11 protein-coding genes and 1 pseudogene are annotated in these 12,970 nt (G+C 70.5%); 6 read left to right on the top strand and 6 right to left on the bottom strand.

Annotated features, from left to right (window positions below; translation table 11 throughout):
- The first annotated feature begins 124 nt into the window (after nucleotides 1–124).
- A complete protein-coding gene (locus tag B1H19_RS03830) occupies nucleotides 125–1,018 on the top strand; it encodes a hypothetical protein (RefSeq protein WP_083102915.1) in 894 nt (297 codons plus the stop codon).
- Between the two features lie 186 nt (nucleotides 1,019–1,204).
- Here the strand turns inward: B1H19_RS03830 and B1H19_RS03825 are convergent, their stop codons facing one another.
- The 4 genes and pseudogenes from B1H19_RS03825 to B1H19_RS03810 all read right to left on the bottom strand — a co-directional run bounded on the left by B1H19_RS03825 (nucleotide 1,205) and on the right by B1H19_RS03810 (nucleotide 4,788).
- Nucleotides 1,205–1,912: a rhomboid-like protein gene (locus B1H19_RS03825; protein ID WP_237289110.1), complete on the bottom strand. Its 708-nt coding sequence runs from the start codon at nucleotides 1,910–1,912 to the stop codon at nucleotides 1,205–1,207.
- A gap of 290 nt (nucleotides 1,913–2,202) precedes the next feature.
- Nucleotides 2,203–2,663, bottom strand: a pseudogene (locus B1H19_RS03820) (amino acid permease); the annotation flags it as partial.
- A 180-nt stretch (nucleotides 2,664–2,843) separates the two neighbouring features.
- A complete protein-coding gene (locus B1H19_RS03815; RefSeq protein WP_083102912.1) occupies nucleotides 2,844–3,869 on the bottom strand; it encodes an alcohol dehydrogenase catalytic domain-containing protein in 1,026 nt (341 codons plus the stop codon).
- A gap of 40 nt (nucleotides 3,870–3,909) precedes the next feature.
- Nucleotides 3,910–4,788: a universal stress protein gene (locus B1H19_RS03810; protein ID WP_083102910.1), complete on the bottom strand. Its 879-nt coding sequence runs from the start codon at nucleotides 4,786–4,788 to the stop codon at nucleotides 3,910–3,912.
- A gap of 179 nt (nucleotides 4,789–4,967) precedes the next feature.
- On the opposite strand from B1H19_RS03810, the gene B1H19_RS03805 reads away from it, so the two are divergent.
- Complete coding sequence (locus B1H19_RS03805) at nucleotides 4,968–5,846, top strand: universal stress protein (protein WP_083102907.1); 879 nt, start codon at nucleotides 4,968–4,970, stop codon at nucleotides 5,844–5,846.
- Nucleotides 5,847–5,910: 64 nt separating this feature from the next.
- Here the strand turns inward: B1H19_RS03805 and B1H19_RS03800 are convergent, their stop codons facing one another.
- The gene (locus B1H19_RS03800) at nucleotides 5,911–6,585 is read right to left on the bottom strand and encodes a CBS domain-containing protein (RefSeq protein ID WP_083102904.1); all 675 of its coding nucleotides are present in this window, start codon (nucleotides 6,583–6,585) and stop codon (nucleotides 5,911–5,913) included.
- Between the two features lie 235 nt (nucleotides 6,586–6,820).
- On the opposite strand from B1H19_RS03800, the gene B1H19_RS03795 reads away from it, so the two are divergent.
- On the top strand, nucleotides 6,821–7,714 hold the full coding sequence (locus B1H19_RS03795) for a DUF1918 domain-containing protein (protein ID WP_083109412.1): 894 nt from the start codon (nucleotides 6,821–6,823) through the stop codon (nucleotides 7,712–7,714).
- A gap of 28 nt (nucleotides 7,715–7,742) precedes the next feature.
- The gene (locus B1H19_RS03790) at nucleotides 7,743–8,735 is read left to right on the top strand and encodes an Acg family FMN-binding oxidoreductase (protein ID WP_237289108.1); all 993 of its coding nucleotides are present in this window, start codon (nucleotides 7,743–7,745) and stop codon (nucleotides 8,733–8,735) included.
- Nucleotides 8,736–8,739: 4 nt separating this feature from the next.
- Here B1H19_RS03790 and B1H19_RS03785 read toward each other — a convergent pair whose 3' ends face one another.
- Nucleotides 8,740–9,399, bottom strand: coding sequence for a CBS domain-containing protein (locus tag B1H19_RS03785; protein WP_083102901.1), 660 nt, complete (start codon nucleotides 9,397–9,399; stop codon nucleotides 8,740–8,742).
- 204 nt (nucleotides 9,400–9,603) lie between these two features.
- On the opposite strand from B1H19_RS03785, the gene B1H19_RS03780 reads away from it, so the two are divergent.
- Together B1H19_RS03780 and B1H19_RS03775 are read left to right on the top strand one after the other, a co-directional pair.
- The gene (locus B1H19_RS03780; RefSeq protein ID WP_083102899.1) at nucleotides 9,604–10,479 is read left to right on the top strand and encodes a universal stress protein; all 876 of its coding nucleotides are present in this window, start codon (nucleotides 9,604–9,606) and stop codon (nucleotides 10,477–10,479) included.
- Nucleotides 10,480–10,536: 57 nt separating this feature from the next.
- Nucleotides 10,537–12,936 carry a glycoside hydrolase family 65 protein gene (locus B1H19_RS03775; RefSeq protein WP_083102896.1) on the top strand — a complete coding sequence of 800 codons (2,400 nt, stop codon included), beginning with the start codon at nucleotides 10,537–10,539 and terminating at the stop codon, nucleotides 12,934–12,936.
- Nucleotides 12,937–12,970 lie beyond the last annotated feature (34 nt).

Here is a 12,970-nt window from a genome sequence, read left to right as displayed (position 1 = left end):
CGCGGCCGAACGGCGGCCGACGCCCGAGTGGTTCCGAGCAAGTTCCCGACAAGTCAAGGAGATTCGCGTGTCAACAACCCTGTGCACCACCCCTGCTCGTCGAGGCCGACGGAGGAACGCTGTGTTGGCGGCCGCACTCGCCACCACCCTGCTCACCGGCATATCGCTGGTCGGCTCGTCCACCCCTGCCCACGCTGACGACGGCAACACCTACTTCAAGACCGAGCAGGAAGTCGCCGACTTCCTCAGCCAGAGCGTGCACCTGAACCAGAAGGAGGCAGTCAAGGGCTACCCGGTCAGCGGTCAGGACTCGCAGGAGGTCAAGCTCGACGACGTCGAGAAGGCATACCCCCACGACCAGGCCCTCCAAGACATCCCGTCCGAGCTGGGCAGCGGATTCAACCTCCCGCAGTCCCTCCCCACCGAGGGCCCCGACATCCGCAAGAGCAGCAGCGACGACAAAGAGCCGTGGATGGGCAACTGGGACGCCAAGTCCCTCTGTGGCCAGCCCAACCAGAACCCCGACGGCGAGCCGATGCCCTGCGGCTTCGTCGGCGTGCTCGACAAGGCGTACCCGACCATGCAGACCTCGGCGGCGGTGATGGGCAAGGCGCAGTTCTCCTACAAGACCCAGGCCACGGTCGGCCAGGACACCAGCCAGACCAGCGGCTGGTCCGTCGGCGGAAAGGTCAGCTCGGAGCTGACGACCCCCGGCGGGCCGGGCGGCGGCACGGGTGGCACGGAGCTGAACTTCACCTACAGCCAGTCGACCACGACCACCAACAAGTGGACGACCATGACCGAGCAGAACAACACCTACGACGTCCCCGACGGCACATCCGGGTGGGTCGAGGGCCGGGCCAACGGTGGCCAGTACATCGGGTACACCGTCTACAAGCTCGACTTGACCGACGGCAACGGCGACCGGAAGCAGAAGCTGGTCCTCATCCCGGCACGCGTCCTGATCCAGGCACCCGGCAACTCGGTTCCGATGACGTTCGTCAAGCGCCAGGGATAGCAGCGCCACCACCTTCCCCGACCTGACCGGTGGCCCCGCGTCCCTGCGGCGGATTCGCACGGCGCGGTGTGATCCAGCCGCGCGGCACGGCATCGCCCCTCATGCCCCGACAGGGGGTGCTCATGGAGGGCGATGCCGTGTGCGGATGGCATGAACCGACGACAATTTCCGGGCGGCCGAGCGAGGTTAGGGCGTTTCTGACGGCTCTTGCTCGGGTGGGGGGACCCGTTCTTGGTCCCGCAGAGGTGCTTGGATGGCGTGACCTCGGTGGGTTGTCACCGGGCTCGGATCCTTCTGCGGGAAACAGCGCCGCGCGGCGGAACGCAGCCAGGCGGTACGGGCGCCGAGTACGCCCAGACCCAAGGCCACGAGGTGGCCTGCGTCGGCGAGTTCCTGGTTGATGATCCACGCGACCGTGAGCAGGACGGCAAGGACGGGTACTCCGTAGTGGCGGCCTCGCCGTCCGCTGATGGCCAACAGGCAGGAGGCGGTGGCCACGAGCCCGTAACTGATTCCGACATCGCGGGCCCTGGACAGGGCGCCCGGTAGGTGGGCCAGCTTCATCAGCCACATGGCGCCCTCGGTGAGGAGCGTCGCCACGACGTGCCCGAAGAGGAAGATCCCGAACCCGCGCAGGGTCCCCCACCGCCACTCCGCCAGCCCGAGCACGGCAGCTACGGCACCTATCCCGAGCAGAATGGGAACTCCGTCGACTATCAGTCCACTGGTGAAGAGCGTCCACCACTTGCCGACTTCAAAATGGTGCACATTGCTGCTGTTGTGCCGGATGAAGCGGTTCTGTTCTCGCATGGACTGCGAGGCCATCCACCCGGCGGTGGCCAGCAGCAAGCCCACATACACGGTCGTAGCAGGCAAGCGTCTCAGCCAGGTCATTACGGCAGGATAGAGAACCCCAACGTCGGGCCGACGTAAGCGCCCAGGCTGCGCCATACGAAGGCTAGGCGTATTGACCCGCAACGTTGTTTACGCGGCTGATCGGGGGCTTGCCTCCGAGTGCGGTGTGGCATCGAGGCCAGCGCGGTAGACCGTGGCGGTCTCGGCGGCGACCGGGTGCGCGGCCCGGCCAGGAGCAGCGTTCCGAACGGCGTTATGCAGGTGCCGCCATCGCTCGACGCACCCCGTAAGCCGCGACGCCTGCAGCCAGTACCGCGGCCCCCCAGATCACCGAGCGCGCTCAAGATGCCCCGGGGGATGGTGCGTTCGGGGATGCGGACCTCCTCGCCGAGCGTGGCAATGCGCGCGTACCCGGCGAAGGCGAAGAACAGCAGGCTCGCCGCCTGGAGCACCCCGCTGAAGGTCGCGTCGTCCCCCATGCCGAGCCGGCCCGCATCCGAGGCGGACGAGGTGAGGGCGGCGACCACCACGGCGGCGAGCACCGTCAGGACCACGGCCACGATCGCCCGGGTCAGCAGTGCGAACTTCTCGCCTCGCCGCGCGCTGCGACCACGGCCGCCAGCGCCAGGCCGAGCAGCAGCCCGGACCCGGCCGCGCGAGCCGCCGGAGCGAGCGCGGCAAAGATCCCGGCGCCGATCATCGACCCCAGGCCGATGACCACGGCATCGGACACTCCCAGCCGCCGGTGCAACTCGTCCGGCACCGTGCTGGCGGTCGATGGCTTGCTCATGGCCCACTCCTTCGACGGCGCGGCCGCACGTCTTACAGAATCCGATATCGGTAGACGATAGGGGGGCCGGGACAGTCCTGCGGTGGGCGGCCCGGCGGGATCCTGGCCATGGGGGCGACCGGTACCGAGCAGCCGGTCATCCGGCCGGCGCCGGCCGGGCGTTGGAGCCGTCAGGCCCTACTACCGGTGCAACGCGACCTTGAGAGCTCCGGTCTCCGCGCCTCGGGAGAAGACGTCGTAGGCCTCTTCCATCTGGTGGAGGCCGAAGGTATGGGTGATCAGCTGGGAGATGTCCAGGCGGCCGGACGCCACCATGCCCAGCAGCCAGGGTGCTGAGAACGTGTCCACCTGCCCGGTGCTGATCGTGACGTTCTTGCTCCACAGCGCCTCAAGATGCAGCGTCGCGGGTTTGCCGTGCATGCCGATGTTGGCGATATGCCCTCCCGGGCGCACCGCCTGCGTGCACAGGACGAAGCTCTCCGGTGTGCCGGCGGCCTCGATGGCCACGTCGGCTCCCGGCCCTTCTGCCAGGTCGCTGATCATCCGCCCAGGGAGCTCTGCGGCGTCGGCGCCGAGCCGTGCCGCGGCCTCCAGCCGGGAGGGAGACAGGTCCACGGCGATGGTTCTGCGGGGCGAGAAGAGCCGTGCGGTGAGGACGGCGGCGAGGCCGATGGGCCCGGCTCCCACGACAACCACGGTGTCCCCAGGGCCCACTTGCCCGTTGCGCACCCCGACTTCGTAGGCGGTGGGGAGGACTTCGGCCAGCAGGACCGCGTCCTCGCGGGTGAGTGAGCCGGGGCGCCGGTGGGTGGAGAGGTCGGCGAAGGGGACGCGGACGAACTCGGCCTGGGTGCCGTTGACGCTGTTGCCGAGGATCCACCCGCCACCTCCGCGGCACTGCCCGTACGCGTTCTCCCGGCAGAACGAGCAGCGGCCGCAGGCCGAGACGCAGGACACGATCACCTCGTCACCGGGGCGGACGGAGTGCACTTCGGAGCCGACCTCCGTCACCTCGCCGACGGCCTCGTGGCCGAGCACCGTCCCCGGCTTCACCTCGGGCAACTCTCCTGCCAGGATGTGCAGATCGCTGCCGCAGATCGTGGTGGTCCCGACCCGTACGACAGCATCGGTCGGCTCCTGGATCACGGGGTCCGGGACCGTATCCCAGGTACATTCTCCGGGGCCCTGGTAGACGAGTGCGCGCATGGTGTCACCTCCTCGCTGTCATCCCTTTGCGGTCACCGGTTCAGTCATGGGGGACGACGGTCACCGGGCAGGCCGCGTGATGCGCTGCGGCATGGGCGACATTGCCCAGCCGTGGCGCCAGGGCGGGCCGGTGCTCGCGCCGGCCGATCACCAACAGGTCGGAGCCCGCGGCCGCCTGCACCAGGGCCCGCGCCGGGCTTTCGAGGCGCACGCTGGTGACCACCTCTACGCCGGGGAACTTCTCCTGCCAGGGGCTTAGCACTTCGCTGAGCCCCTTCAGCGCGTCCTCCCGGATCTCCCTGGACGCGTCGGGATCCACGCCCCACGGCGCGTACGCCGCAACCGGCAGGCTTCGTCCGTGCACGGCATGCAGGCGGACGCCGCGCACGGCAGCGGCGTCGAAGGCGAACTCGAGGAGGCTGCCGCAGGGCCCATGCAGGCTGAGCCCCACGGTCACGCCGCCCGCGTGGGTGGCGGTGGCGGGCTCTTCGCTCATCCCGGCGCGCACGAGCACCACTGGCCGCACCGCCCGGACCACCACGTCCAAGCTGGCGTCGCCCAGGAAGAAACTCTCGGCGGGCGTCAGTCCCCGTGAGCCGAGCACGAGCATCCAGGACTCGGCTGCCGCGCCGAGCAGAGCGGTCGCGGCATCCGCTGCGACCAGGTCCTCGACGATCGGCACATCCGGGTGGCGCTCGTGGATGTCCCGCTGCGCGTCGTGCACGATCCGCTTCGCCCAGTAGTTCTGATCCATTTCGGGAGACGGCTCCCCTGCGGCTGGGGTTGCTGGGGAGAGCAGGGGCCAGGCGTGCAGCAGGCGCAGCGTGAAGCCGCGCCGATGGGCTTCGTCGGCGGCCCAGCGGGCGGCGGCCAGGCTCTCTGCCGAACCGTCGAGGCCTACGGTGACGACGGGCTCCATGGCGGTTGCCTCCGTCTTGTCGGACGCTGGAACGCGGGGACGGGAATGTCCTCCGCCCTTTCAGGGTGCTGCCGTCGCGCGACGGGTGACAGGGTCCCTCGGTCCCCATCGGTGGCTGCGTGGGGCGCACCCGGCAGGGGTACCCGCGAGGCGAGCGACAAGCGGAGGAGGTGCGGGCGGTGGAGATTCCCCTGGTGGTGGGGGTCGACGGATCCGAGGCCGGCCTGGAGGCCGTGGACTGGGCCGCCGACGAGGCAGCGCGCCACAAGCTGTCGCTGCGCCTGGTGCATGCCGCCCCGCCGCATCATGAGGCGCCCGCCGCGCGGATTGCCGGTACAGGTCCGCCCGACCAGGAAGCCCGGGAAGCCGCCGACCGCATCATCGCCTCGGCGACGGTGCGGGCCGCACGGCGTGCGCCGAACCTGCGGCTGTCGAGCGAGGTGCTGTGCGGGGACGCGGCGGCAGCCCTGACGGGAGCAGGCCGGAACGCCTTTGCCCTGGTCCTAGGGTCCCGGGGACTCGGAGATCTGGCAGGGCTGCTTCTGGGGTCGGTCAGCCTGGCTGTCGCGGCGCACGCCGACTGCCCGGTCGTGGTGGTGCGGGGCGGGGTGAAGCATCGCGACTCCTGCTTCGGGAATGTCGTGGTGGGCATCGAGGACGGCGAGGGCAGCGGCACCGCCGTGCAGTTCGCGCTCCGCGAGGCCCGTGTACGGCACTGTGAGCTGACGGCAGTGCACGCCTCGCGTACGGCCGACCGTGGCTTTTCCGAGCCACCGTCCCCGGACAGCTGGGCGCTCGAAGCCCATCGGCGCTCACCGGCGCAGGTGCTCGACAATGCGCTCAGTGGGCTCGCAGAGCCCCACCCACAGGTCGCGGTGATCCGCAGGACGGTCGAGGGATCGGCGCGGCAGGCGCTCCTGGAGGCGGCGTCCGGCGCCGACCTGCTCGTCGTCGGAGCGCGTCGGCGGCACGGCCACCACGGGCTGCAACTGGGCCTCACCAACCACGGCGTACTGCATCACGCGCCGTGCCCGGTCGCCGTCGTCCCGCAGATCTGAACCTCGCTGCGCCGGCATGCGCGATGCGGCGCCGGGCGGTCAGCCGCGGGAGCGCGGTGGGATGTCACGTCCCGACGGCGGTGCTTCGGGTGTCGTCGGTCTCGTACGCCAGGTGCTCGGAGACCGAGACCACGCCGTCCACGGTCCGGCACAGCCGCTCGATGACCGGGATCAGGCTCTTGACCTCAACGGATCCATCGAGCGTGACCTGCCCTTCGCGCACCTTGACGGTCACCCCGGAGGGAGCGATTCCGAGGGTGCGGTGCAGCACATCCTGGTTGATCTCCTCGCGGATGGCGGCGTCGTGTCGCAGGAAGACCCGCAGCAGGTCGCGGCGGCTGACGATGCCCACCAGCTTGTCGGTCTCGTCCACCACGGGCAGCCGCTTGACGTTCTGGACCTCCATGAGGCGGGCCGCCTCCACCACCGTCCAGTCCCGCCGCGCGCACACCGGGGGAGCGGACATCAGCTCCTCCGCCCGCGCCCCCTCGGCCTTGGCGCGCTCCCACGCCTCCAGGGGCGGAGTCGGCATCAGGTTGGCCTGGCCGGCCTGATCGGCCGACTTGCGCAGCAGGTCCGCCTCGGAGACCACGCCCATCGGACGGCCCGAGGCATCCATAACCGGGACGGCGGTGACGTCGTTCTCCGCGAGTGTCCTCACGATCTCCTTGAACGGCATACCCGGCGGTACGTGGATGACGTCCCTGGTCATGAGTTCTCCGACCGTTCGGTGCTGCATGTCCGTATCCCTCCGGGCGAGTCGTGACAGCCGGTTGAGCAGCCGGCCGCTTCTCCCATCCCTTCCATCTTGATCCGCTCCGGGATCTCCTGAATGAGCCGACCGGCCCCATCGGCGGAATCAGGACCGTTCGGCCCTCGGACCAGGGCTTCTGGCCCGCATGCCGTCGGCATACCGGCATGTCACGTTGGAGGGGACGCGGCGGAGTACGCGGCGTCGGAGAGTGGTGATGACCATGCGTGCGCACATCGGCGACCAGCTCGTAGTCGAAAGTCCGGCAACCGGCGCGACCAGGAGGGACGGCGAAATCGTCGGAATCGCGCACGACGACGGAACGCCCCCCTACAACGTGCGCTGGTCGGACACGAACGATGTGACACTGGTGTTCCCCGGACCCGACGCGCACGTTCACCACTTCGAGCACCGGCCCGAGGACGAACCCGCCGACGCGGGGCCCGCCGAGCCCGACACACCGTCCCACCACCGGCTGCTCGACCCCGGCGACATCGGCCGACGCGTGGCCCGTGAACGCCGGCGGCAGCGGCTCACCCGCGCGGAGGTGGCCGACCGAGCCGGCATGGCCACGTCGTATCTGGCGTACGTGGAGGAGCGACCGGCTGCGCCGGACATCGCGGGGGTCACCCGCCTGGCCGACGCGCTGGGGACCACGGCGGCTCGTCTGCGCGGTGGCGGGGCCGATCTGCCGCCGGGCGAGGGCCAGGCCGCCGACCACCCCGAGCTACGGGAGCTGAGCCCCGACGAATGCCGGGACCGGCTCGGTACGCATGGGGTGGGACGTGTCGCCATCTCGACACCGGACGGGCTGATGGTGGTCCCGGTGAACTACGAGGTCGTCGACCGCGCGATCGCCTACCGGACGGCGCCCGGCGCCGTTCCGGCGGCGGCCGTCGGAACCGAGGTCGCCTTCGAGGTCGACCACGTGGATGAGGCCTTGAGCCAGGGGTGGAGCGTACTCGTCCATGGTCCGGCGCGGGCCGTCACCGATGTCGACGCCATGCGACGGCTGGCCGAGTGCGCGCACTCCAAGCCGTGGGCGGGCGGCGAGCGCCCGCTGTGGGTGCTGATCGAGCCCGGCCGCCTGACGGGGCGACGCATCCACACCGAATGATCAGCGGTGAGAGCCGAGGGAGGCTCCGGTGACCACACAACTGCTCTCCGAGGACCGCGTAAGGGCGCTGGCCGACGACGCCGGCACCGCGCCGTCCCTGCACAACGCGCAGCCGTGGCACTTCCGATACTGCCGGCACAGCCGCACCTTCGACATCCGCGCGGACCTGGACCGCGTGCTGCCGCACACCGACCCCGACAACCGCGCCCTGCACATCGGCTGCGGCGCGGCCCTGCTCAACCTCCGGGTCGCGGCGGCCCACGCGGGCTGGTATCCGGCGACCCGGCTGCTTCCGGACCCCGGGGACCCCGAACTGCTCGCCACGGTGCAGCTGACCGGCCTCGGGAGCGGTGAGCGCGACCTCGACGTGCTGTATCCGGCGGTTCACCGCCGGCACACCAGCCGCTACCCCTTCGCCGACACCCCCATACCCGAGCCCGTCCGGTCGGCCCTGAGCGACGCCGCCCGTCAGGAAGGAGCCACCCTGGACTTCCCCACCGGGTGGCATCTGCAGTGGGTGCATGAGGTGGCCGAAGAGGCCGAGGCGCGCAACCTCACCGATCGCGGTGAGGACGAGGAACTGAGGCGCTGGACCCGTATCGGTGCCGCGGCGACGGACACGGTCGGTGCCGGGGTGCCGGACTACGCCTTCGGACCGCGCAAACGCGGCGGCAAGGCGCCCATCCGCGACTTCGCGGGCGTCCGGCCGGTTGCCGGCCGCGGCGGCGCAGCCTTCGAGAGCTCGCCGCATCTGGCCCTGCTGAGCACGGCCCGCGACTGCCCGGAGGACTGGCTGCGAGCGGGGCAGGCTCTGGAACGCGTCCTGCTGCTCGTCACGCTGCACGGGTTGTCCAGTTCCCCCGCCACCCAAGCCTTGGAATGGCCCGATCTCCGCTGGGCGCTGCGAAACCCCGTGTCCGGAACCGGACATGTGCAGATGGTGCTGCGCATCGGATACGGCCCGCCGGGTCCCACGACGCCCCGGCGCCCCGTGCGAGACGTGCTCGACATCGAACCCTAGAGGATCACGAAGAGCTGCTCTTCGCCGTGGCTTGTGACCGCAGGCCGGAGTCATCGATGCGGCAGGTCAGCCTGTCGACGACGGAGACCACACCGTCCACTTGTTGGGTCAGGCGTACCGCGATCGGGATGTCGCTGCCTCGCTCCAGCTGTCCCTCCAGGGTGACCACGCCGTCGATCACGTGCACGGTGACCGCGCCGGCGGAGAGCCACAATGTGTCGTCCAGTTCCTCAACCACCGCGCGGCGGATGTCGGCGTCCGGGCGGAGGAAGAGTTGCAGGAGGTCGCGGCGGGTCACGATGCCCACCAAGCGATCTTCGTCGTCGACCACGGGCAGGCGCTCCACCCGGTGCCGCGCCATGGTCCGTGCGGCCTCGGCAATGCTGTCGCCGGCGCGGACGGTGACGGCCGGCCGGGACATCAGCTCTTCGGCGGTCAGCGCGTTCGCCCTGGTGTCCGGGCCCTGGCCGGGGACCTCGCCGGCCTGCCGCAGCATGAGATCGCTCTCGGAGATCACACCGAGCACTCTGTCATCGGAGTCCACCACCGGCAGACCGCTGATCCGGTGCACCGCGAGCAGCTTGACGACCTCCTTGAACGGCGTCTGCGGGATGACCGTGACCACCTCGTTCACCATCAGGCGGCTGACTCGGCTGTGCTTCATGAGCTGGCTCCTCCGGTTCCCGTTCCTCTCGCGTGGCCGTCTCCAGGGTCCGGCGCGCAGCAGCCTCGCCCCAGGGGCCGAAGGTCCCCGGTCGGAGACCGACCCGGACCTCGCGAGGCGCTGCGAGGGGTGCGACGGTGGATCGGAGGGGCTACGGGAGGGCCCCGGGGCACGTCAGCGGAAGGCAGGAAGGCGGTGGGGACAATGGAGCTCCCGCTGGTCGTCGGCGTCGACGGTTCCGAGTCCAGCCTGCAGGCGGTGGACTGGGCGGTGGACGAAGCGGCCCGTCGCGGCCTGCCCCTGCGCCTGGTCCATGCTTCGCTGTGGGAGCGGTACGAAGGGGTTCGCCCGTCTTTCGCCTCCGACCGCCCGGCCGAGCAGGTGATGGCCGAGCACATCGCCGCCTCGTGCGTGGAGCGCGCCCAGCTGCGCAACCGGCATGTGAAGGTGTCGGGTGACGTGCTGCCCCATGATGCCGTCACCGCATTGCTGCGCGAGGGGCATGAATCCTTTGCCCTGGTGACGGGGTCCCGAGGCCGCGGTGGCCTGGCCGGGCTGCTGCTGGGGTCGGTGAGCCTGGCGGTGGCGGCGCGGGCGGTCTGCCCGGTGATCGTGGTCCGCGGCGGCGAACGGAACCGGCAGGGCGCCTGCCACCGGGTTGTTGTCGGAGTGGGCGATGCCCCTGAGGGGTCGGCCGCGCTGCGGTTCGCCGTCCAGGAGGCCGAGTCGCGTGGCTGCGCGCTCCACGCCGTACGGGCATGGCGGTGCCCGGCCCACGAGACGGCGGATGACCCACGCCTGGCGGATGCGGCCACCCACGATCACGAAGAGCGCGCCTCGGCCCTCCTTGCCGACGCGCTGCGCGGCGCCGCACAGGAACACCCGCGGGTCGACGTGTACCGCCGAGTGACCGAGGGCCCCGCGCACAAGGTCCTCCTGGACGCGTCGCCGGAGGCCGACCTGCTGGTCGTGGGAGCCCTGAGACGGCACGGCCACTTCGGACTGCAACTCGGCCGCGTCAACCATGCCGTTCTGCACCACTCGAGCTGTCCGGTCGCCGTCGTCCCGCACCGCGCATGAACGCATACCGCCTGGCTCGCTTCCGGTTGTGCCGTGAAGCCGTGGGAACGAGGACGGATGTCGGAGTGGACCTGGGAGTACGAGGGCTATGAGCCCGCCGCCGAGCGGTTGCGGGAAGCGCTGTGCACGCTCGGCAACGGCTACTTCGCCACTCGCGGCGCGGCGCCCGAGAGCAGGGCCGGCCTCGTCCACTGTCCGGGCACGTACGTCGCCGGGTGCTACAACCGCCTTCAGTCGACCGTGGCCGGGCGGGATGTGGAGAACGAGGACCTGGTCAACCTCCCGAACTGGCTGCGCCTGCGGTTCCGTTCGCGCCGTGCGGACGGCTCGGCCGGCCCGTGGTTCTCTCCGGACGTCTCCCGGCCGGTCGACTACCGGCAGACACTGGATCTGTGCCGGGGCACGCTGACGCGCCGGTTCCGGTACCGGGACGGTGAGGACGCTCTCGTGGGCGTGGACCAGTGCCGCTTGGTGCACATGGCGGACCCTCATCTTGCCGCTCTGCGCAGCGAGTTCACGGTCGAGGGCCGGTCCGGCGAGATCGAGGTGGAGTCCGCCATCGACGGTGAGGTGATCAACGGGAATGTGCGCCGGTACCGGTCCCTCAACCGCAGCCATCTGACCCAGGTGCAGACCGGGGCGGCGGATCCCGACACGGTGTGGCTGCGCTGCCGGACCAGCAGCTCGGACATCGGTGTCGCCATGGCGGCGCGCACCACCATCAGCGGTCAACTCCCCGTGTCCTCAGGGCTGCACCCCGCACGCCGCCGTGCCGTGCACCGCCTGGTGATCCCCCTCGCGCCGGGGCGGCCCGTCGTCGTGGAGAAGACCGTTGCCCTGCACACCTCCCACGACCCGGCGATCAGCAACCCGCTCGGGGCGGCGCTCGACCGGGTGCAGCGCGCTCCCGGCTTCTCGTCGCTCCTGGCCTCCCATGCCGGCGCGTGGGAGCAGTTGTGGCGGCGGGCGGAGATCCATGTTCCGGGGGAGGCGGGCCGTGTCCTGCGGCTGCATCTCTTCCATGCGCTGCAAACGCTGTCGCCGCACACGGCGGAGCTGGACGTGGGCGTCCCGGCCCGCGGGCTGCACGGTGAGGCGTACCGCGGGCACGTCTTCTGGGACGAGCTGTTCGTCCTGCCGTATCTGAACCTGCACTTCCCCGAGGTCTCGCGCGCCCTGCTCACCTACCGGCACCGACGGCTTCCCGAGGCCCGCCGTGCGGCCGCCGAGGCGGGCAGGGGAGGAGCGATGTACCCGTGGCAGAGCGGCAGCGACGGGCGCGAGGAGACGCCGGAACTCCACCTCAACCCGCGGTCCGGACGCTGGCTGCCGGACCGCTCCCGGCTTCAGCACCACGTCGGTTCCGCGATCGCCTACAACGTGTGGCAGTACTGCGAAGCCACCGGCGACACCGAGTTCCTGCACACCAAGGGCGCCGAGCTGCTGCTGCACATCGCGCGCTTCTGGGCGGACAGCGCCTCCTACGACTCCGGCCTCGGCCGCTACCGCATCCGCGGAGTCGTCGGCCCCGACGAGTACCACGACGGCTACCCCGGCGCCGCACGACCAGGACTGGACGACAACGCCTACACCAACGTCACCGCCGCGTGGGTCCTCGGGCGCGCCCTCGACCTGGTACGGCGTCTCCCCGCGTGGCGAAGACAGGAACTCTTCGAACGGACCGGGCTGGACAGCGGCGAACTCCAGAAGTGGGACGACGTCTCGCGGCGGCTGCGGGTTCCCTTCCACCAGGGCGTCATCAGTCAGTTCGAGGGCTATGGCGATCTCGCTGAACTCGACTGGGCCGACTACCGCAAGCGCTACGGGAACATCCGGCGACTGGACCGGATCTTGGAGGCCGAAGGCGACACTGTCAACCGCTACCAGGCCTCCAAGCAGGCCGACGCGCTGATGCTCGGCTATCTCTTCTCGCCCGCAGAACTGGCAGAGCTCTTCCGACGGCTCGGCTACGAACTCACCGATGAGATCTGGCGCGAGACCGTCGACCACTACCTGCGCCGCACCAGTCATGGCTCCACTCTGAGCGGCATCGTCCATGGCTGGGTGCTCGCCCGGGTACACCCCGCCGACGCCTGGACGTACTGCCAGGACGCGCTCGAAGGCGACGTGGCCGACCTGCAAGGCGGCACCACCGGTGAGGGCATCCACCTCGGCGCCATGGCCGGCACCCTCGACCTGGTCCAACGCGGCCTCACCGGACTCGACACCCGGGAGGACGCCCTGTGGCTGGACCCGGTGCCGTTGCCGGAGCTGTCCGAGTACGGCTTTTCGCTGCGCTACCGCGGCCACTGGGGCATCGGCGTACGGCTGCACCATGAGCACCTGCGGATCACCGTGCCCGCCTCCGAGGAGACCCCGATCCGCGTGGTGCTGCCTGACCGTGCGGTCACGGTCGCACCCGGTGAAACCTGCACGCTCAAACTGCCGGGTGGCTGACCGCTTCGGCCGTTGGGGCGTCTCAGCGGCCGTG

The organism is Streptomyces gilvosporeus (assembly GCF_002082195.1).
Classification (GTDB): domain Bacteria; phylum Actinomycetota; class Actinomycetes; order Streptomycetales; family Streptomycetaceae; genus Streptomyces; species Streptomyces gilvosporeus.
The sequence above is the reverse complement of the archived record's forward strand: the minus strand, read 5'-3'. Positions and strand labels throughout refer to the sequence as shown.